Origin of the sequence: Ensifer sp. SL37, assembly GCF_026672675.1 — a bacterium.
Classification (GTDB): Bacteria; Pseudomonadota; Alphaproteobacteria; order Rhizobiales; family Rhizobiaceae; genus Ensifer; species Ensifer adhaerens.
The window spans coordinates 553,378-573,640 of the sequence record NZ_JAPPRN010000007.1; the positions used below are offsets into that span (position 1 = coordinate 553,378).

19 protein-coding genes are annotated in these 20,263 nt (G+C 61.9%); 6 read left to right on the forward strand and 13 right to left on the reverse strand.

The genetic code is table 11. From position 1 onward, the window contains the following. The first annotated feature begins 177 nt into the window (after nt 1–177). The 4 genes from OVA00_RS34900 to OVA00_RS34915 all read left to right on the forward strand — a co-directional run bounded on the left by OVA00_RS34900 (nt 178) and on the right by OVA00_RS34915 (nt 3,978). Nucleotides 178–864: a caspase family protein gene (locus tag OVA00_RS34900; protein ID WP_268090685.1), complete on the forward strand. Its 687-nt coding sequence runs from the start codon at nt 178–180 to the stop codon at nt 862–864. Between the two features lie 97 nt (nt 865–961). Continuing rightward, the gene (locus OVA00_RS34905; protein WP_268090686.1) at nt 962–1,780 is read left to right on the forward strand and encodes a hypothetical protein; all 819 of its coding nucleotides are present in this window, start codon (nt 962–964) and stop codon (nt 1,778–1,780) included. A gap of 325 nt (nt 1,781–2,105) precedes the next feature. Further along, nucleotides 2,106–2,717 (forward strand): TetR/AcrR family transcriptional regulator, encoded by a 612-nt coding sequence (locus OVA00_RS34910; protein ID WP_060521193.1) that lies wholly within the window; start codon nt 2,106–2,108, stop codon nt 2,715–2,717. A gap of 37 nt (nt 2,718–2,754) precedes the next feature. Then, nucleotides 2,755–3,978, forward strand: a complete 1,224-nt coding sequence (locus OVA00_RS34915; RefSeq protein WP_034791853.1) for an MFS transporter — start codon at nt 2,755–2,757, stop codon at nt 3,976–3,978. A gap of 160 nt (nt 3,979–4,138) precedes the next feature. On the opposite strand, the gene OVA00_RS34920 is transcribed toward OVA00_RS34915, so the two are convergent. From OVA00_RS34920 to OVA00_RS34955, 8 genes are all read right to left on the reverse strand, one after another. Continuing rightward, complete coding sequence (locus tag OVA00_RS34920; RefSeq protein WP_234852799.1) at nt 4,139–4,756, reverse strand: 2'-5' RNA ligase family protein; 618 nt, start codon at nt 4,754–4,756, stop codon at nt 4,139–4,141. Between the two features lie 65 nt (nt 4,757–4,821). Further along, nucleotides 4,822–5,571, reverse strand: a complete 750-nt coding sequence (locus tag OVA00_RS34925; RefSeq protein ID WP_060521192.1) for an exonuclease domain-containing protein — start codon at nt 5,569–5,571, stop codon at nt 4,822–4,824. A 287-nt stretch (nt 5,572–5,858) separates the two neighbouring features. Further along, nucleotides 5,859–7,298, reverse strand: coding sequence for an NAD-dependent succinate-semialdehyde dehydrogenase (locus OVA00_RS34930; protein ID WP_034805416.1), 1,440 nt, complete (start codon nt 7,296–7,298; stop codon nt 5,859–5,861). Between the two features lie 177 nt (nt 7,299–7,475). Continuing rightward, nucleotides 7,476–9,092: a dipeptide ABC transporter ATP-binding protein gene (locus OVA00_RS34935; protein ID WP_442780585.1), complete on the reverse strand. Its 1,617-nt coding sequence runs from the start codon at nt 9,090–9,092 to the stop codon at nt 7,476–7,478. Beyond that, nucleotides 9,089–9,907 carry an ABC transporter permease gene (locus OVA00_RS34940; protein WP_060518987.1) on the reverse strand — a complete coding sequence of 273 codons (819 nt, stop codon included), beginning with the start codon at nt 9,905–9,907 and terminating at the stop codon, nt 9,089–9,091. The genes OVA00_RS34935 and OVA00_RS34940 overlap by 4 nt, the downstream gene beginning before the upstream one ends. Beyond that, nucleotides 9,904–10,848 (reverse strand): ABC transporter permease, encoded by a 945-nt coding sequence (locus OVA00_RS34945; RefSeq protein WP_268090687.1) that lies wholly within the window; start codon nt 10,846–10,848, stop codon nt 9,904–9,906. The genes OVA00_RS34940 and OVA00_RS34945 overlap by 4 nt, the downstream gene beginning before the upstream one ends. 15 nt (nt 10,849–10,863) lie before the next feature. Next, complete coding sequence (locus tag OVA00_RS34950; RefSeq protein WP_268090688.1) at nt 10,864–12,423, reverse strand: ABC transporter substrate-binding protein; 1,560 nt, start codon at nt 12,421–12,423, stop codon at nt 10,864–10,866. Between the two features lie 137 nt (nt 12,424–12,560). Continuing rightward, a complete protein-coding gene (locus tag OVA00_RS34955) occupies nt 12,561–13,472 on the reverse strand; it encodes a GntR family transcriptional regulator (protein WP_034803333.1) in 912 nt (303 codons plus the stop codon). 131 nt (nt 13,473–13,603) lie between these two features. Here OVA00_RS34955 and OVA00_RS34960 point away from each other — a divergent pair, with 131 nt between their 5' ends. After that, nucleotides 13,604–14,722, forward strand: coding sequence for a C45 family autoproteolytic acyltransferase/hydolase (locus OVA00_RS34960; RefSeq protein WP_060518993.1), 1,119 nt, complete (start codon nt 13,604–13,606; stop codon nt 14,720–14,722). A gap of 57 nt (nt 14,723–14,779) precedes the next feature. Further along, nucleotides 14,780–16,108: an aminotransferase class III-fold pyridoxal phosphate-dependent enzyme gene (locus OVA00_RS34965; protein ID WP_060518995.1), complete on the forward strand. Its 1,329-nt coding sequence runs from the start codon at nt 14,780–14,782 to the stop codon at nt 16,106–16,108. Nucleotides 16,109–16,366: 258 nt separating this feature from the next. On the opposite strand, the gene OVA00_RS34970 is transcribed toward OVA00_RS34965, so the two are convergent. From OVA00_RS34970 to OVA00_RS34990, 5 genes are read right to left on the reverse strand one after another with little or no spacing between them, the layout of a single operon-like run. Further along, on the reverse strand, nt 16,367–17,308 hold the full coding sequence (locus OVA00_RS34970; RefSeq protein ID WP_168711269.1) for a carbohydrate kinase family protein: 942 nt from the start codon (nt 17,306–17,308) through the stop codon (nt 16,367–16,369). Then, nucleotides 17,305–17,814: an ureidoglycolate lyase gene (locus OVA00_RS34975; RefSeq protein ID WP_051659646.1), complete on the reverse strand. Its 510-nt coding sequence runs from the start codon at nt 17,812–17,814 to the stop codon at nt 17,305–17,307. The genes OVA00_RS34970 and OVA00_RS34975 overlap by 4 nt, the downstream gene beginning before the upstream one ends. Further along, the gene (locus tag OVA00_RS34980; RefSeq protein ID WP_034803342.1) at nt 17,811–18,551 is read right to left on the reverse strand and encodes a BtpA/SgcQ family protein; all 741 of its coding nucleotides are present in this window, start codon (nt 18,549–18,551) and stop codon (nt 17,811–17,813) included. The genes OVA00_RS34975 and OVA00_RS34980 overlap by 4 nt, the downstream gene beginning before the upstream one ends. 1 nt (nt 18,552) lies before the next feature. Further along, the gene (locus OVA00_RS34985) at nt 18,553–19,353 is read right to left on the reverse strand and encodes a GntR family transcriptional regulator (RefSeq protein ID WP_127890328.1); all 801 of its coding nucleotides are present in this window, start codon (nt 19,351–19,353) and stop codon (nt 18,553–18,555) included. A 22-nt stretch (nt 19,354–19,375) separates the two neighbouring features. Further along, nucleotides 19,376–20,236, reverse strand: a complete 861-nt coding sequence (locus OVA00_RS34990; protein ID WP_060519001.1) for an ABC transporter substrate-binding protein — start codon at nt 20,234–20,236, stop codon at nt 19,376–19,378. Between the last annotated feature and the right edge of the window lie 27 nt (nt 20,237–20,263).

Genomic DNA, 20,263 nt, shown 5'->3' on the forward strand with positions numbered 1-20,263 from the left:
AACCGTCGATTGTTGATCTCATCTGCTTTCCGACGTCGATTGACTACATCTTCCGGCAGGATCATTCTTGATGTTCCCGTCGCGGCCTTTTTGGGCCGCTCCGATGAAGTGACGGCAACGGTTGCGCGCTGTGGCTGTCAAACGCTCGGCTCGGGATCGGAGTGGTGGAGCTGCTTCATGAATTCCCTTCGTGCCGCTGTCTTGCTCTTGCTCTTTTTTGTGGGCTCCCCCGTCTGGGCCGAAAAGCGCGTCGCGCTGGTCATTGGGAACTCCGCCTATAGACACGCACCTCAGCTCGCGAACCCGCAAAATGATGCCGGCGACATGGCGTCGAAATTGACAGCACTGGGCTTCGTGGTGGTAACGGGTCGGGACCTCGATCTGACGGGAATGCGGGGAGTGATCCGAGAGTTCGTCGGCAAGGTCGAAGGCGCAGACGTGGCGCTTTTTTTCTATGCCGGTCACGGGCTGCAGGTGAACGGTGGCAATTATATCATCCCGATCGACGCGCAGCTGAAATCGAACAATGATCTAGACTTCGAGGCGCTACCGATAGAACTCGTGCTTGCTGCCATGGAGCGCAACGCCAAGGTCAATCTGGTTTTCCTCGACGCTTGCCGTGACAATCCGCTCGCTACGACTTTGGCCCGGTCGCTCGGAACACGGTCCGTGGTCGTCGGTCGAGGCCTGGCCAAGCTCGATACTGGTGTGGGGTCGCTGATTGCGTTCGCCACGCAGCCGGGAAACGTCGCCCTTGACGGCGCCGGGCAAAACTCCCCTTTTACGTCGGCCTTGCTTCAACACCTCGCGCCGTTTTGCAGGTCACCGGCGGTAAGCAGATTCCCTGGGATAGTTCCTCACTGACGGGCCCGGTTGTGCTGAACCCGGCGAAAATCTCCGAGACGCCAACGAACTCGGCGGTGGTCATATCGGACACCGACAGAAGTGTGGAGCTGTCTTTTTGGAATTCCATCAAGGACGCGACCGAGAGGAACTTTTTGAAGCCTACCTTCAGCAATACCCAAGCGGCGCCTTCGTCACGCTTGCGAAACTGAAAATCGCAGCGATTGAAGCGCGGGATAAGGAACGGGAGACGGCTGAACTGGGGCAGGGCGACCTCAAGCGTGCCGCCCTGCCGAAGGTCACCGGCGTGCCACCCGAACTTGCTAAACTTGAGCAGACCACACCAGGCTTGAAGGGATCAAGCGATCCGACCAGCCAAATGAGTGCCGGTGAGCTCACACTGATCACCCAAAGGGAACTGGTGCGTGTCGGATGCCTTGAGCAGGTGGACGGCAAATGGGGTAGCGGCAGTCAGAAGGCGCTGCAAGCCTATGCCGAACGCAAGGGGATCAAGCTTGCCTCGCTCACCCCCACCGAGGAGCTCGTGAATAGTCTGAAGGCGGCCGGTGGCCGTGTCTGCCCCCTCGTCTGTGGCAACGGACTGGAAGTCCGCCGAAATCGTTGCGTGGCGGCTGGTTTGAGCGTGTTCAATGGCGTGTGGAAGCTAACGAGGCACGCGACGACGGACTGCGGTGATTGGCGTGAGCTTTCAACGTCCATCCTGGTAAATGACGGCGTTGTATCCTCCAGCTCGGGGCTTGCGGGGAAAGTCGCGAGGAATGGGACTATTAATATGACCCTCACATTCGTCCATAAAGGCCGCAAGGGCGGCAACATCCTCACCGGCATGATAAAGAACGACAAAGGGAAAGGCAGGTTCAAGGGGACCGGGGCGGGCAGCGGTTGCTCAGGAACTGTCACGATGAGCAGGATGTAGTCTGAAACTCCCCGGCATGGGCTCTTGCGATCGATCGCCCTCAGGTGCTTCCGTCGACGCCGTGGACATGAATGCCTGGAGATCGACGGCTTGCTTATTCACGGTGGAATGCCCACAGACAACTTGTCTGCGCTCTGAACCAGCGCTGCAGCTCCTGTCAGCCAATGTGCTCGATACCAAGCGTAATATGGGGCATCATCAACTGCAACGGGTTCGATCTAAGCTCGCGCCACTCGTCTTTCCAATAGATGCCGATAGATAAGCGGCTTGACCAAATCTCCTTGACGGCCTATTAGGGAACGATCGTTTCCTAATAGGCCGTCAGATGAATTCCGAAAGAAACTCCCATCGCTCCGTCGGGCGCCCCCGCGAGTTCGACATGACCCAAGCTCTGGATGCGGCGATCCGCATATTTTCGGAGAGGGGCTATCACGGAACCTCCATCGCAGAACTGAAAGCCGAAATGGGACTGACTGCCGGCAGCCTATACAAGGCGTTTCAGGACAAGCGTGACGTCTTCGTCGCTGCCTACGACCGCTATAAGCAGGTCCGAGCTGACCTTCTGGAACAGGCATTGTCTTCAGCCTCCACCGGTCGCGAAAAGGTTGCCTGCGTCGTCAGTTTCTATGCCATGTCCGCCTGTGGTGAGACCGGCAGGCGTGGTTGCCTGGCCATCGGTGCCGCCGTGGAACTGGTTCTGTCCGATGCCGAGATCGCCGCCAGGGTCGCAGGACACAATCGCAAGCTCGTCACGCGGCTCGAAGGTTTCATTCGCGATGGCCAGTTAGATGGTTCAATTCGCCATGACGCCGATCCCGCGAGTACCGCGCTTGCGCTATTTTCCTATCTGCAGGGCGTGCGTATCGCCGGCAAGACCGGAGAGCTGGAGAACCAGCTGCTCCCTTCCGGTGAAGCAATCTTGCGCATTCTCGACTGATCAACCCGCCCGCCTCCTTTCTCCCAAGGCACATTCCATGACAACTCCAGCTTCCCTCGCCCAGTCGCAGCGCCCGGCCGGTCTCTCCGCCGGCATGACTTTTCTGATGGCCGCCGCGTGCGGCCTGATTGCCGCCAACCTCTATTATACCCAGCCACTCGCCGGGCCGATCGCACTCGATATCGGCCTACCGGCTGAGGCAACAGGCTTGATCGTAACCGTGACCCAGATCGGCTACGGCCTTGGGTTGCTGCTCCTCGTGCCACTGGGTGATCTCCTGGAAAATCGTCGGTTGATTGTGACCATGATCAGCCTGGTTACTCTTGCCCTGATCGCGGCCGGGCTCTCCACCACACCTGGACCCTTTCTCACCGCTTCGCTCGCCATCGGGCTTGGCTCGGTTGCTGTCCAGATGATCGTGCCGTTCGCTGCCAACCTTGCACCGGATGCCGTTCGGGGTCGCGTCGTTGGCAATATCATGAGCGGTTTGATGGTTGGGATCATGATGGCGCGGCCGATTGCCGGATTAATTGCCGGCGTCAGCTCCTGGCATACCGTGTTTTATGTTTCCGCGATCGTTATGGTCGGGCTTGGAGCCCTTCTATGGACGCAATTGCCGACCCGCATGCCTGCGGCGGGTCGATTGAGCTACGGCCAGCTGCTCAAGTCGATGGCCCAGCTTCTCGCGACGCAGCCGGTCCTGCAGCGGCGCGCCGCCTATCAGGCCTGTCAGTTCGCCGCATTTAGCCTCTTCTGGACCGTGACGCCGCTTTATCTTGCCGGGCCCAGCTTTGGGTTGGGTCATAATGGCATTGCGCTTTTCGCCCTGGCCGGTGTTGCGGGCGCAATTGCTTCGCCCATCGCTGGGCGCCTTTCTGACAAGGGATTGGTGCGGCCGGCAACGGCATTCGGCCTTGTCAGTGTCGCGGCCGCTTTTCTGATGACGCAAATCTCTGAAGGTTCGACCTTTGCGCTCACATTTTTAACGCTTGCTGCAATCCTGCTCGACTTCGGCGTCACCATGACGTTGGTGACGGGGCAGCGCTCGATTTACGAACTCGGCGCGGACTTGCGCAGCCGGCTCAACGGCTTGTTCATGGCAATCTTCTTCACCGGCGGCGCCATTGGCTCTGCCCTGGGTGCCTGGGCATTTGCCTCTGGTGGATGGTGGCTCGCCTCCATGATCGGCCTCGCACTGCCCGCCACAGCGTTCGCCATCTTCCTGACCGAGACCCGGTCAGAACGATGCTCGGAGAGTTGAGCGAGTTCGGCATCGCATCCGTCATCGATGTACGCCTCCGCGCGATGTGACGGGTAGGCGGTCTCTTCCTGGTGCGACCCACAGTCTTCTTTCGAGGTCTCTGTGCCCCGACCCTGTTGGTCATAAGCGCGCGGATAAAGCATCTGTCCGCCCATGTGGCTCAGCGATGATCGTCAACGATCGCCGCTGAGCCGGCCAATGGCGCTGTACGGAGAGCGGAGATCTCGAAACAGACCGCTCGTTCGAGCTGCCAAGGTCCGCCTAGATATCTCCACAGATCCAGGCCCTCCAGCGTCAACGATCGTGGTTTGAAATCGTGTGTCAGTTGCCGGTGCAAGGTGTCTGCGGCTGACCGCGAAACCCTGTTCTGGACGGTGATATGCGGCTGCCACCTCTGCATGTCCTGACCGCCCAGCCATGGCATGAAAGCGCGCTTTAGTTCTGCATAAAGGTCTTCAAGCTCAAGACTTCTGATCGTGAACGCCACACCCGCGCCGAGATGGCGAACACTGGCTGCCTGCGCGCGGATCTGGTCACGCTTGGTGGCCGCGGCCTGCAATTCTCCAACGATCCGCTCGAGGTGTTCGCCCGGTAAACGATGAAACATCGTGAGGTGAGCGCGGAGGAAGTTTCGCTCCGACGGGAAATGCGCGTTTCGAAGGCGATCGAAGATCTCAAGATCGATCTCCGCGATCCGGGCTGTGAGGATAAGCGGTTTGCGTGTCTTCAAGGCAATTCCTGTCGATGCTGAGTAGAGTACTTCACCAAGGCAGATCACCGCGTTCGCCGAGCGCCACCCTGGTGCCGCCCTTCATTCGGCGCATGCGCGACGCACAGTTCCAGTCATAGCAAGGTTTGCTGCACTGGCTCGTCGGCAGCGGTAGGTTCGAATTCACCGCGCCTTTGCAACTCGGTCTGGGCGCTGAAGCGGATGTCGCTATCTCTATCGCGAAGAAATTCGGTGAGCGTCTCCGTACTAAGGCGATCCCAGCCCTTCCCACGATCAGGCCCGGAGGGCACGCGCGGCAACAAGCCCGGCTCGGCACTCCACGCCAGCAACTGATCGAGCGATGCAGCGTTCAACAGATCGCGCAGATGATGGGCCGTCACGTAGGCATCCGGCATGCCTCGATGGGCCGGAAGACCTATCTCGTGAACGAGCCCTTCCGGCATACGCTGGTAGCGGAGCATCTGGTTGGAAAATCGTGGCAGATCGGGCCAAATCCGTAGGGCGCACTTCCAGGTACAGATCCAGGGCAAGCCGCCGGTGAGACGAGGCGTGCAATACCGTTGTTCGAAGGCTGCACGATGTGCGGCCAACGCGTCGATCCCGCCGTGCGGATGCAACACTTCTGGCGCCACATTTTTCCAGTAGGGCGCGCCGGCGACTTGCTCGTCGAGAATATGATGGATGGCCATCGTGTCGGGCGAAATCGGCCGCCCCGGATTGACCATCAATGCGCCGCGTTCGTCGTTGACGACCCACCGTCCATTGTCTTCAAGGACCACGTCCTGCCACCCGATTTCGCAGACGTCGTTCGGTCCGTTGCCGGCCGTTTCCAGATCGATGACGCGAACGCGGGATGTCGACAATGCCTGCTGTCCTTCGTCCTACTGCGGCCACCATGCTTTCGATGCGAGCCGGCCACTACGGCTTTCTCTCCTCCACCATCAAGGCAGCGATGCTCAATTATCTAGTGCCGCAAGGTCATGCCTGCCACTTCGAATGACGTTGTGCAAAGTCGAACTTCTATCCCTCACGAGCCATACCTCGTTGTCCAAGGACTGAAACCGTCAGGGTTGTGGAAAATTCGCCACTGTATCCACGGAAGACCGCAAGAGGACGTCGCTCCTCAGACCACGTTTCACCTGCTGCGGCGTCAGACGCTCTTTCGCGTGACGAAGCGTGTTTCCAGATAGGCCTCGATCGCTTCGGAGCCGCCCTCGGTGCCGTAGCCGGAATCCTTGATGCCGCCGAAGGGGACTTCGGGGAGCGCCAGACCCAGATGGTTGATCGAAATCATTCCGCTTTCGACCTCGCTTGCCAGGCGGTGGGCGCTGCGCTCCGATCCGGTGAAGGCATAGGCCGCAAGACCGAAGGGCAGACGATTGGCCTCGTTGATCGCCTCGTCGAGATCATGGAAGCGATTGATGATCGAGACCGGACCGAACGGCTCGTCGTTCATGATCCGGGCGGAAAGCGGCACGTCCGCCAGAACCGTCGGCTCGAAGAAGTAGCCGCGGTTGCCGATGCGATGGCCGCCGGTCGCCAATCGGGCACCATGCTCGAGCGCGTCGGCAACCAGGCTTTCGATCGCCGGGATGCGCCGCTCGTTGGCAAGCGGCCCCATGTCGACGCCGGCTTCGAGACCGTTGCCGACCTTGATCGTCTTCGAGGCGGCGACGAAGCCGTCGAGGAACTGATCGGCGACGCGCTCCTGCACGAGGAAGCGGGTCGGCGACACGCAGACCTGGCCGGCATTGCGGTACTTGCTGGCGGACATGATGGCGACGGCGCGTTCGACATCGGCATCATCGGTGACGATGACAGGCGCATGCCCGCCCAGTTCCATCGTCGCGCGCTTCATGTGCTGGCCGGCGAGGGCCGCCAGCATCTTGCCGACCGGGGTCGAGCCGGTAAACGACATCTTGCGGATCACCGGATGGGCGATCAGGTATTCCGAGATGACCGAGGGCACGCCGTAGACAAGGTTGACGACGCCGGCCGGAAGCCCGGCATCGACGAAGCAGCGGATGAGTTCGGCCGGCGACGCCGGTGTTTCCTCGGGCGCCTTGACGATGATCGAGCATCCGGTGGTCAGCGCCGCCGACAGCTTGCGCACCACCTGGTTGATCGGGAAGTTCCAGGGCGTGAAGGCGGCAACCGGACCGACCGGCAGCTTGACGGTCATCTGGGTGACATCGGGTGCGCGCGGCGGAATGATCTGGCCGTAGGCCCGCTTTCCCTCTTCGGCGAACCACTCGATGATGTCGGCGGCGCCAAGGATCTCGCCCTTCGACTGGGCAAGCGGCTTGCCTTGCTCGCGCGTCATCAGAAAGGCGATGTCGCCGGCCCGTTCGCGCAGCAGGGCGGCTGCCGACCGCATCACCTGGGCGCGGTCGAAGGCGGAGGTTGCCCGCCACGTCTTGAAGCCCTTCTCGGCGGCCGCAAGCGCCTCATTGAGGTCTTCCACTTCGGCCCACGCCACCTGGCCGATCGTTTCCTCGTTGGCCGGGTCGATGACGGGAATGGTCTTGCCGGAACGCGCCGGCCGCCAGGCGCCGTCGATATGAAGCAGGATGTCTGGGTAGTGAGCCATGGGAAACCCTTTACTGAATGAAGTTCGCCGCTTTGAGCGCGATGCCGTAGGATCAGGTCAATGGGGAACAGGTCGCCTGGCCAGGCGACCTTGACTGGAAAGCGATGCGGCCACCGGGTCCCAAGCCGAAGGCGCCAGGCGCGACGACTTAAGTTTTTGTGGCGCGAGCAGCTCCCGTCAAGCGGCGCGCCAGACGAGATCGATGCCTCCGCCGGCCGCCGGGGTCAGCATCGGTACGGCAGACAGGAGCTTGCGCGTATAGGCCGAGGATGGGCGGTCGAAGATCTCGTCGCGGCTGCCCTGTTCTTCGATAACGCCCTTGTGCATGACCACAACTCTATCGGCGATCTGCTCTACGACGCCCAGGTCATGGGAGATGAAGAGGCATGCAAAACCTTGTTCTCGCTGCAGTTTGCTCAAAAGGGTGAGGATCTGGGCCTTTACGGTCAGGTCGAGCGCTGAGACCGCCTCGTCGGCGATGACAAGGTCGGGCCAGCGAGCAAGCGCGCGGGCGATGGCGGCACGTTGCCTTTGCCCACCGGAGAGTTGATGCGGAAATCGCTCGGCGAATTGCGGAGCGAGACCCACTTCGGCGAGCACCTCATCGACCCGCGCACGGCGGTCTGCGGCGCGCATCGATTTTTCGTGCCGGAGCGGCGCTGCCACGATGTCGCGGATCCGCATGCGCGGATCGAGCGAAGAGTAGGGATCCTGAAACACCATCTGGCAATTGGCGCGGTAGTCGGCGAAGCCGCTGCTTTTGCGATTGACCACCTGTCCGCGGAAGGTAAGCGTGCCCTCATCCGGTTGCAGCAGCCCGGCGATGATGCGGCCAAGCGTCGTCTTCCCGGAGCCGGACCCCCCGACCAGCGCGACGATCTCTCCAGGATGGATATCGAGATCGATGCCATGCAAGACAGGCTTTGCGCCCGTGCCGCTGCCGTAGGCAAGCTTCATATTTCTGACGCTGGCGAGCGGAGCATTCGGTGCGACTGCACGCGCCGGCGCGCGGCGCGGCAGGGCCGAAAGAAGTTTCCGGGTGTAGTCGTGCCGCGGCATGCGGAGGAGTTCGGCCGTTGTCCCTTCCTCGACGCAGACACCCTTCTGCATGACCAGCACGCGATCGGTATATTGCGCCACCATCGCCATGTCGTGGCTGATCAGCACCATCGCGGTGCCTTTCTCTTCGACCAGCGCATGCAGCAGTTCCAGCACGTCACGTTGCACGACGGCGTCGAGTGCGGTCGTCGGCTCGTCCGCGATCAAGAGCGCCGGTTCGAGCAGCATGACGGAGGCAATCATGATGCGCTGCCGCATGCCACCGGAAAACTCATGCGGGAAGGCACGGACGGCTGCGTCCGGATCGGCAATGCCGACACGTTTCAGCATCGCCAGGATTGCGCTTTGACGCGCTGACGCGTCCATTGTCGTGTGCAGCGCCAGACCTTCCTCCATCTGGCGGCCGATGGTGAGCGCCGGATTGAGCGAGGTCATCGGCTCCTGGAAGATGAGCCCGATGCTCTTGCCGCGCAGCTTACGCAGGTCGTCCGGCGCAAGCCCGCTCATATCGCGGCCGGCAAACCGGACGCAGCCCCCGCGCCTGACGATCCCGGGCGGCAGAAGGCCGATGACAGCGCGCATCAACATCGACTTGCCCGAACCGGATTCGCCGACGATGCCAATGCGTTCGCCAGCGCGAAGACTGAGGCTGACGCAATCGACGACGGGTGGTGCCATCGCAGCCGAGGTGCCGAGCACGAGTTGCTCGACGGTCAGGAGTGCTAGCTGGGTCATTGCGTGCCTCTCATTTTCGGATCGAGCCTATCCCGCAGCGCATCGCCAAGCAGATTGATCCCGAGCAACGCAACGGAGATGCAAAGGCCCGGAAAGATTGCAAGCCAGGTCGCCTGGGCGAGGTAGGGGCGGGCAGCGGCCAGCATGTTGCCCCAGGTCGGGGCCGGTGGCGGCACGCCGAGGCCGAGGAAGGAAAGCGCGCTTTCAGATAAAAGTGTCCACCCGAACATCGACGTTGTCAGGACCGTCAGCGGCGCGATGCAATTCGGCAGGATATGGCGCAGCAGCGTGTAGATCTCGGAATCGCCTGCAATCCGGGAGGCGTCAATGAATTCCTTCTCCCGCAACGAAAGCACTGTGCCCCGAACGATCCTTGCTACGGACGGCGTGTAGGCAATGCCAAGCGCCAGCACGATGCCGAATTTGTTGGCGCCGAAGATCGCAAGCAGCCCAAGCGCAAGCAGGATGCCGGGAAAGGCGAGCAGGGCATTGGTGACGGCGACGAGCACCCGATCGGTCCAACCGCCGACATAGCCTGAGATGGCGCCAAGCGCGGTGCCGAGCACAGTTGCGATCGCGACCGTGGCAAGGCTGACGATGCCGCTTGCCGACGCGCCGAGCATCAAGCGGGAAAGCACGTCGCGTCCGAATTCGTCGGCGCCGAGCAGATGCCGGGCCGAGGGGCCGGCGAGGCGTGCCTTCATGTCGAGCGCCATCGGATCATAGGGCGTCCAGACGGAGCCCAGGCAGGCGACGATCACGAAGGCGCCGACGAACAGGCCGCCAACCAGCGCATTGGCAGAAAGGGTCTTCATGTGATTTTCACTCGCGGATCAAAGAGCGGGTAGCACAGGTCGACGATCAGGTTGACCAGCACGTAGATGACCGCGATGAAGAGCAGGCATCCCTGAATGACCGGATAGTCGCGGCCGAAGATCGCATCGACGAGGAGCCGCCCGAGACCCGGGATCGTGAACACGGTTTCGACGACGGCGATACCGCCGAGCATGTTGCCAAGCACCAGGCCGATCAGCGTCAGCGTCGGCGCAAAGGCGTTGGGGAACACATGGCGCCACAGCACCGTTCGCTCGGGCAGGCCCTTGGCGCGCGCATGAGTGATGTAGTCGAGCCTGAGAACTTCGAGCGCCGAGGCGCGGGCCATGCGCAGAAGCACGCCGATCTCGTGTAGGAAGAGCGTGAGGATCGGCATCAGCAAATAGAGCAGCCCGCGGCTCGGGTCTTCGGCGACGGAGACGTAGCCGACCACCGGCAACCATCCGAGCTTGAGGCCGAAGATGAGCAGAATGACGAGACCGAGCCAGAAGGTCGGGATCGACAGAAGCAACGCGGCGATCGACACAAGGGTGAAATCAAGTCTGGAGTTCTGGCGGAGGGCGGCGATGAAGCCGGCCGGAACGGCGACCAGCGAGGCAAGGGCGACGGCAACGAGGACGATGGCGGCGCTGACCTTGAAACGCTCGATGATGAGATGGGTCACCGGCTCCTTCGTAGTGATCGACGTCCCGAAATCGCCCTGCAGGACGCTGGTCAGCCAGATCGCAAACTGCGTCAGGATGTTCTTGTCGAGTCCAAGGTCCGAGCGCAAGGCAGCGACACTTTCCGGCGACGCAATGTCGCCGAGCAGCAATGCTGCCGGGTCGCCCGGAACAAGGCGTATCAGGAAGAAGACGACGACGGCGACGAGGAAAACCGTCGGAACGGCCATTCCTATCCGCGAAAGGATGAAGCGCAGCATCTCGAGCGAACTCTCTTACTCGGCGATCGTGACTTCCCACGCCCTCGGCATGGAGAAGATCGAGGCCGCGTAGTTCTGGACGTGTTTCTGGTAGGCCGAAGCCTCGAGCCCGTTATAGAGCATGATGAAGGGCACGGTTTCCAGGAAGCGCGCATGTAGCTTGTCGAAAAGCTCCTGGCGCTTGGCCGGGTCGGAATAACGCACGGCGTCGGCGAGCATGGCCTGCGCGTCCGGATCGTCCCAGACCTTGCGCGGCTCCTTGTCCTTGTTGCCCATGACGGAGTCCATGGTCAGTGCGGGGTCGTAGCGTCCCGAATAGGGAAACACCATCGCCGTATAGTTGCCGCTCTGATATCGGTCGAGTTGTGCCGCCCACTCCAGCACTTCGAGTTCCGCGGATATTCCGACCTGCTGCAGCATTGCCTGTGCCACGATTGCCGCATCGTAGGTGTTGGAGTAGCGCCTATTGGCGATGAGTTTGATCGGCTGGCCGTTGTAACCGGCTTCCTGCAGCAGCGCCTTTGCCGCCGCGGGATCGTAGCTGTAGCCCTGGGTCTGGGCTGGGGAGTGGTATTTTGAGGTCGGCGGTATCAGCGAGTTGTTGGCCTTGCCGAGACCGAGCGTAATTCCCTCGACCATGGTCTTGGTGTCAAGAGCCATGGCGATGGCCTTGCGGATGCGCATGTCCTTGAGCAGCGGATCGCGCGTCTGCAACAGGAGCGCGACGATGCCGGGATTGGTCGCCAGCGAAACGGCGGTATCGGCGTTCTGCTTGAACTCCTCGACATCGGCATAGGGAACGTCCGGTACGATATCGATGTCGCCATTGAGCAACGCAGCCTTGGCGGAGGAGCGGTCGGGAATGACGGCGAAGCGGACGGCCTCGACAAGCGGACGCTTGGCGCCGGTGTAGCCGTCCCGCTTTTCTTCGCTGCGTACCGCGTAGTCGGCAAAGGCTTCGAGGTCGATGAATTCGCCCTTACGCCATTCTTTGTACCGGAAGGGACCGGTGCCGACAGGCACGTTGAACGAGCCGTCGGCGTTAAACGATGATTTGTCGAGTATGCCGGTCATGCCGCAGTCGGTTCTGGCAAGCGTTGCCTGAAAGAGGGCGTTCGGCTTTTCGAGCTTGAAGACGACGGTTTTGTCGTCGGGTGCCGTGACCGATACGACATGGGCGGCGCCGCCCGCGGCAAAGTCGTTGCGGCATCGCCATTTTGTAGCTTCGTCCATGTAGCGGTTCCAGTTCCAGACGACGTCGGCCGAAGTCAGCACGTTGCCATTATGGAACTTGACGCCATCCCTGAGCTTAAACGTGTAGGTCAGGTCGTCGTCCGAGACAGCGACCTCCTTGGCAAGCAGCGGCTTTACCGAGGCGTCCTCGCTATATGCAACGAGACCCTCGACTATGTGCAACACGACGGCGTCGCTGTTGGCGTCTCGGTTGACGCCCGGATCAAGGCTGCGGATGTCGGCATTGAGTGCGATTTTCAGCGTTTCTGCTGCGGCCGGGCCGCAGGCCAAGGTCAGCGCTAGTGCTGCGGCCGACGCGGCCAGTCTCTGTCTACGGTTCACCTCAGTTCTCCTCTTTGTGGTCTGCCCGGTTTTCCGGTTGAGCGAACTGTGCCTTTTGTTTGATCATAATGCAATACGAAAAATCGCAAACCTTCTCGGCCTCCCCAAAAGGGGGGTAAATGCGCTCTCGGCAGGCGTTATCTTTCGCTGCGGATCCGGTCCTCGACTTTCTGCAGCGTCGATTCAAGGTGGCGCCGCAGCGCAAGCTGGGCGAATTCGATCTCGCCGGAGCCAATATACCGGAGGATCTGGATGTGCTCCTTCAGCGACCTCTCCATGCGCTCGGGCCGGAGCCGATCGAATACCGAGGACTCGCGCAGCAGTCTGAGGTCGTTCTGCATGCGCACGGATTGCAGGATGAAGCGGTTGCCGGACCAGGTGGCGAGTGTCTCGTGGAAGGAGGCGTTCAGTTTTAACCAGCTGTCGCGGCTGATGCTGCCGGCGGCATTGATCTGGTCGAACATGCTTTCATGTTCGGCAATGAGGGCCTTGAGCGCATCCGGATCGGCGCGGTAGTTCGGCTCGGCAAGGCCTGCAAGCTCGATCGCGATGCGAAAACGATAGCTTTCGGCCAGGCTTTCTGCGCTGTCGAGCGAATCGACAAACGCCCATCCGTGGCCGCGCTGGCGGTGAATGAGGCCCTGGGAGGATAATTGCGTCAACGCCTTGCGGATCGTCCCGCGCGCAATGCCGTAGCGTTCCGTCAGCTCATTTTCCGACACTTCCTGCGGAATGGTGCCGACAGAGCGGTCGCGCAGGATCTGCTGCTTGAGGCGCTCCGTTTCGCTCTCACTGAATGTCTCGATGTAGGTGCCGTTGCCGAGATCGGTGGCGGCGACAAAGCCTTTGTTGGGGATGAGGCGCACGAGATCCTTGGTCGCAAGGATTTCGAGAGCGGCCCGCATCGGTGTGCGCGATACGCCAAACATTGTTGCCAGGGTCTTCTCGACAATCGGATGACCTGCCCGCCAGCCTTCTTTTTGTGCCTGAAGCAGGATCTGCCGGGCAATGTCGATCTGCAAAGCGCTCGGGCTGCTTACCGTGCTCATCAACTGGCTCCAGGGTCTGGTCGGTCTTTGGGGTGCGCTTCTGACATAGCTGTTCGATTTCCTCTGGACAATTCCTTGTGATAGTGCATTTTAACCACACAAAACGCAACATAGAGTGAAAGAGAAGACAGATGACCGCCGCACCGTTTCCGTTCGTTTCGATCTCAGGAACTCCGCTCGAGCGCGGGCGTCAGTATGGGCAGCAGGCGAAGGACCGTGTGCGTCGCAGCGTCGAACTGTATGCTGGTCGGCTTGCGACGCTCGGGGTCTTGCCCGACGACCTGAAGTCGATCGTTGCCGGCTATGTACCGCTCATCGAGGCATTCGACCCAAACTTCGTGGTGGAGATGAAGGGTATCTCCGAAGGTGCGGACTTGCCGTTCGAGCACGTCGTCCTCATCAATGCCCGTACTGAGATCCTTGCGAGGGCACGAAGGACCCAGGCTGCGAGGGCTGAGCATTCCGGCGACGGCTGCACCGGTGTCGTTGTCCTGCCTGAGCGCAGCGCCACGGGAGAGCTCGTGCACGCGCAGAACTGGGACTGGATGGCAGAATGCGCGGAGACGGCGATCGTCTTGCGCGTCAAGCCGGATGAAGGTCCGTCCTATCAGACGTTCACGGAGGCCGGTGGCCTTGCACGCAGCGGCATGAACGACAAGGGCATCGCCGTCACGGCAAATTATCTCGAGAGCGACCGCGACTTTGCCGGCGACGGCGTGCCGCTAGCACTCATCCGGCGCATGGTCCTGCAACAGGAACATCTGGCGATGGCCATGCGTGCCGTTGCCGGAACGAGGAAGTCGGCGTCGAACAACATCATCGTGAGCCACAAGGATGGCTTTGCCGTCAGCTTCGAATGCGCACCGGACGAAGCGTTCAACATCTATCCGGAAAACGATCTCATCGTGCATGCCAACCATTGGCAGAGCCAAACGGCGCTTCTGAAATTGCGTGAGCAGGCTCATTCAAGCTGGTCGGACAGTTTTTACCGCGACTGGCGCGTTCGCCGCATTCTCGAAAAGTCCGACAAGATCGGCGTCGCCGAGGTCAAAGCCGCGCTTTCTGACAAGTTTGGTTATCCCTACGCCGTCTGCCGTCCGCCGCATCGTTCGTCCCGCGGCCATGTCTCGGCGACAGTCGCGACCATCGTGATGCGGCCGGCGGCAGGTGAAATGGAACTCGCGGTGCTGCCGGCCGACAATCCGAGCTTCAAGAGCTACCCGACCTATCGCGACGAAATTGCCGCTTGAACCTTGGTCGCCGTCGCCTCGCGCGCGCCCTGCCCATTCACAGAAGGTCCACATGCCATGGATACGCTCACCACGCCCGGCCCGAACAACCTTGATGCCTACTGGATGCCATTTACGGCCAACCGGGACTTCAAGGTGAATGCTGAATTCATCTCCCGTGCCGAAGGGCTCTACTACTTCACCAGCGGCGGCCACCGCCTGCTGGACGCTATCGCCGGGCTTTGGTGCGTCAACGTTGGCCATGGCCATCCGCGCATCGTGGAGGCGATCCAGAAACAGGCGGCGCGGCTGGACTTCGCATCCTCGTTCGGCCTCGGGCATCCGCTGGTCTTCGAATATGCCAACCGGCTAACGTCGATTGCGCCAGAAGGCATGAACCGCGTGTTCTTCACCAATTCCGGCTCGGAAGCGGCCGATACCGCGCTCAAGATCGCGCTTGCCTACCATCATGCGAGGGGTGAAGGGCAGCGCCAGCGCATCGTCGGGCGTCAGCGCGGTTATCACGGCGTCGGTTTCGGCGGCCTGTCGGCTGCGGGCATGGGCCCGCACAAGAAGCAGTTCGGCATGCTCTTGCCCGGCACGGTGCATTTGCCGCACACGCATGATCCGGCGAAGAACGCCTTCAGCCGCGGTCAGCCGCCGCACGGGGCAGAGCTGGCCGATGCGCTTGAGCAGATGATCGCGACCTACGATGCATCGACGATTGCTGCCGTCATCGTTGAGCCGGTCGCGGGATCGACCGGTGTTCTCGTTCCGCCGGTCGGCTATCTCGAGCGGCTGCGCGAACTCTGCACGCGCCACGGCATCCTGTTGATCTTCGACGAGGTCGTCACCGGTTTCGGTCGGCTCGGCCATGCTTTCGCGGCCGACCGCTTTTCGGTAAAGCCCGATCTACTGATGGTGGCAAAGGGCATGACCAATGGCGCGGTTCCGATGGGCGGCGTCATTGCTAGCGATCGCATCTACGATGCGATTACCTCAAAGGCGGCACCAGGTACGGTCGAACTCTCCCACGGTTATACCTATTCCGGCCATCCGCTGGCGGCCGCCGCCGGATTGGCGGCGTTGGACGTTTATGTTTCCGAGGGGATTTTCGAGCGGGCAGCGAGGCTCGAACCGCACTGGGAGCAATGTGCGCACAGCCTGAAGGGGCTGCCCGGTGTCGTCGACATCCGCAACCTCGGTCTGCTTGCGGGCATCGAGCTTGGCGAAAACGCCGCCGTCGGCAAGACACTCGCCAAGAAGGTCTATGAATTCTGCTTCGAACGCGGCGTGCTCATTCGTCCGGTCGCAAACACGATCGTCTTGTCGCCGCCTCTGACGATCGGCAAGGACGAGGTCGAAACGATATATGCGACCATCGCCGCAGCCCTTCGAGCAAACTGATATCGCAAAGCTGACACACCAACGGGCTCGAGGAGTGTCCTGCGGCTCGATCGCCGCGTGCTACCTTCGATGGCCTTCTGCGCCCGGCCTCCCGCCGATGCCGCACGACCAGACGGTGGGCCGGTACGCGTCGTGATCGATGCAAACGGCGACGGGAAATCCGGGTAGGTGCGCCCCGTGATCGGCCAAACGCTTGTGTTTGTCATGGTTCGGGAGAACCGCAGGGCCTGCGGTTCGTGTGCGCTCCATGAGGCCAGTTCAGCGATCCTGGTGGCGGTGCCGCCGGCGCCAGGCAAGGACATCTTCGGGTGTCGCCTTGCCTGCGCGCGGGCCATGGATGGTGACGGCGCGCGAAGCGGCCGCGACTGCGAAGTCGAGCGCCTCCTCGAAGCTCTGGTCCTGCGACAGGCACCAGGTGAGCGTTCCACCAAAGGTGTCGCCGGCACCAGTCACGTCGACGACTTTCAAAGTAAAGCCGGGCACGCGCAAGACCGTTTCATGGTTGCGAGCCTCCGCGCCGTCGGCGGCCAGCGTCCGCACCACTCGGTCGATTTGGTGCTCTCGCATCCAGTCGCCGATGAGGTTGATGTCGTCGTGGCCGAAAGCGGTGTGGAAACCGATCTGGTTGAAGATGACGACAGCCGCGCCGGTCAGATAGGGCATGTCTTCGGGCGTGCAGCCGCCGACGTCGAGATCGAAGATCGCCCGGCGCCCGTTGGAATGCAGGTCCCTGAGGAGATCGGCTTGCTTCAGAACGCCGTTTTGCGCCTTGGCGTGCAGACGGCGGACGCGATAGAGCGTGGTGTAGAGGTAACCCGGCTGGCGCAACGCTTTCAGACTGGCGCCTGAAAGCCACATCGGCTGCTCGCCCATCTCGACGGTGAGCACGATGTGCTCGCCCTCGACGAGGAAGATGAAGTTGCGCGATTCCGGAATGGCCGGATCGATCAGCATGTGATCGACGCCGACGCCATTTTGCCTGAGATCGGCGATCAGGCGCTCGGACAATGGGCTGTCGTTGAGCAGCGATATGAACTGCGTATCGCCGCCAAGACCGGCGTGCACGACGGCGGCGTTGGCGATGGAGCCGCCGGCTTCGGCCGGAAGCTCCTTGACCATGCCCTTGTCGGCGCGGCCGGGCCAGCGGTCGGCGGTGTAGTATTCGTCGAGGGCGACATCGCCAATGAAGAATGCAGTCATAAGGTTAGTCCCGTGCCCGCTGCCGCCGACACCTTTATCGGACCGCCCGAAACTGCTACCCATGGGCTTTCGCCGAGGCCGCAGACGGCCATCCAGTAATAGGGTGCGGGGCCGGAAACGCCGCGGCAGGCATCGTGCCAGACATTGCGATCCATGACGACAGCCTGCCCGGGCGCGATGACGAAGGCTTCGATCTCGTCGCGATCAGGTGCTTCGCCATCCGACGCCGGCGCAACCGCAAGGACAACCGGTTCAGCGAGACAGAAGATCGCCTCTTCGGTCAGCGGGTGCCGCTCCATCGCGCGGCAGTCCCAGGGCGCTTGTCCGCCACGGGTGATGCCGAGATGACCGCGGCCGTCGATCAACGGCGTTTTCGTAAAGCCGTCGTTCCAGCCGTCGCCGACAGTCCAGACGACCTTGCCGTCCGTGTCACCGGTCAGGTCGTACACCCGGCCGTAGCGGGAAAAATTGTCCGGGGTCACCGGCCGGGCGTGGACGACGTTCATGCCGCACTCCTGATCGCGCGCACGACACGCATCAAGCCTGCGACATGGGCGGCTTCGACCCGGCCGGTGTCCTTGTGATCGTGCTTGAACCAGCTGCCGACGACGGCGCCGTCGGCCTGAGCCAATTGCTCGGTGGCGTTGGCTTCGGTGAGGCCGGCGCCGATCAGGAGCGGCGTCTCGCCACCGGTCGCAGCGCGGAATCGCGCCACCTTCTCCAAGTCGGTCGGCTGGCCGGTCGCGTCCGAGGTGACGACCAGCCCGTCGCAGCGCGACGCACCGATGCGCACGTCTTCCTCCTCCAGCCGGCCTGATAGGACCGGCTGGTACTTGAACCGGACACCACCGAGGAGCAGGGCCGTCACACCGTCGCGGCGGGTCTGAAGTTCGGTCGCAAAGGGGACGTCTGCTTCGGGCGGCAGGTGGCCAGCGACGGAATCCACCTGGATGAACGAGACCGGATAGGTCCGCGCGAGCGCGAAGGCGCGGGAGTCGTCGCGCAAGACGTTGACACCGATGCGCGTTCCGAGGTCGAGGTGGAAGATCCGCTCTAGCACCCGTTCGACATCCTCGGCATCGCCGAAATAGTTCTCGACCACCAGCCCATCGACGCCTTCGCCGGCCATGATGCGGGCTTCCTCTTCGGCCTGGGCAAGCTTGGCCTGAGCGCCGTCACCGGCAAGGTGCAGCATGCCGAGGATCGGTTTTTGGATGGTAAAGGTGTCGCCGAAGCGGCTCATGTCATGTCTCCTGCACGCCGTGCGGCGCGGTCTCGCGGCCCCAGCGCGTTGCAAATTTCATCTGGACTGCCGGCGAGTAGACGATCGACGTGCGCTCGACCAACCGGTCGTCCGCGTCGAGCACATCCCCGCTGGCGCAAAGGTAGCCCGGCACGTCCTGCGCCGGGGCAAAGACCTCCCGCAGGCGATCGGAAGCCGGCACGACGGTCAACAGCAGTTCCGAACGCAGGGGGTGACGGTCATAGTCGCGGCGCAACACCTCGTAGAGGGATTGCGACGCGAAGTCGTATCGATCAAGCCCGGGATAAAGGGCGAGATCGAGCTCGGACGTGTCGACGTTCAGCCATGTCACGCTGTCGCCGTTGGCAAGCCCGCGGGCGCGCACCAGCACGAGTTGGCCGTTGTCTGCCCGGTGCTCCAGCACCTGCGTCACCGGGCGCTGGCCCTGTTTTCGGGCAAGCTCCGTGAAGCTGCCGAAGTTCCAGATGTTGTGGCTGATCGGTCGGTGCGAGACGATTGTGCCGCGGCCGCGAACCTGCTGGACGAGGCCCTCCGAAACCAGAAGCGCCATCGCATTGCGCACAGTCGTGCGGGCAATGCCGAACTGGTCGCGCAACTGGTTCTCCGAGGGAATGGCTTCACCTTCGGAAAAGTCGCCGCTCAGGATCGCGGCGCGCAGCGCCCGATAGAGCTGCCGGTAAAGCTGCTCGCTCGAATAGAGATCGAGGCGCAGCCGCGACAGTCGATCGTCAGGGCGTTCGCCCGTTGCGGTTGAGGCGTCTGGCATAGGGGGATGGGTCAAGGCAGGCTCCGGCGCGGTTCTGTTACTTCGTGGCTCCGTTTATCTTGAACTCCTCGACACCCGCCTGTTTCAAGCCGTAGCGGTCGAGGATCTGTGCATAAGTGCCGTCGGCTTTCATGGCGTCGAGCGCGCCCTTGATTGCATCGCGCAGTTGCGTGTTGGCCTTTGCAAGGGCAATGCCGTAGTGGTTGATCTCGCCAACCTCACCGATCTGGTAGAATTTGTCCGGCTCCTGCTTCATCAGGTCGAGCAGTCCTTCAAGGCCGATGACGGAAGCCTGGGCACGCCCCTGGCGGATCTGCATGATGTGCTCGGCCTGGGTCGGGATCTGAATGACGGTGATCAGCTTGTCGGCCGGGCAGATGGATTTGCCAAGGTTTTCCGCCCAGGTGACCCAGCTGGTTCCGGTCGCGACCGCAACCGTCTTGCCGCAGAGGTCGGCCTCGGCCTTGATCTCACCCTGGTGGTCGGCGGTCGAATAGAAGACGTTGCCGGTCTTGAAGTAGTCGATGAAGTCCAGTTGTGTCTGGCGTTCCACCTTGTCGGAGAAGGCGGTCATAATCAGGTCGGAGCGGCCGGTGACCACTTGCGGGATCAATTGCGGGAACTCGACGTTCTGGAATTCCGCCGTCAGGCCGAGGCGCTCGGCGATCGCCTTGGCAAGATCGATGTCGAAGCCTTTCAGTTCGGTCGAGCCGGCGTCGCTGTATTCCATCGGCGGATAGGCAAGGCTGATCGTGACGTTCAGCTTGCCGGTGTCGCGCACGGCATCCGGCAGGGCGGCGGCCAGCTTCTCGTCGGCGGCATGGGCAGCAGCCCCTGCGGCAAGGCTGATGAAGGTGGCGGAGGCAAGCGCCAGAGCCATCGGCAGCAATCGTTTCATTTCCTGTTCTCCCTTTTTTGAACTCTT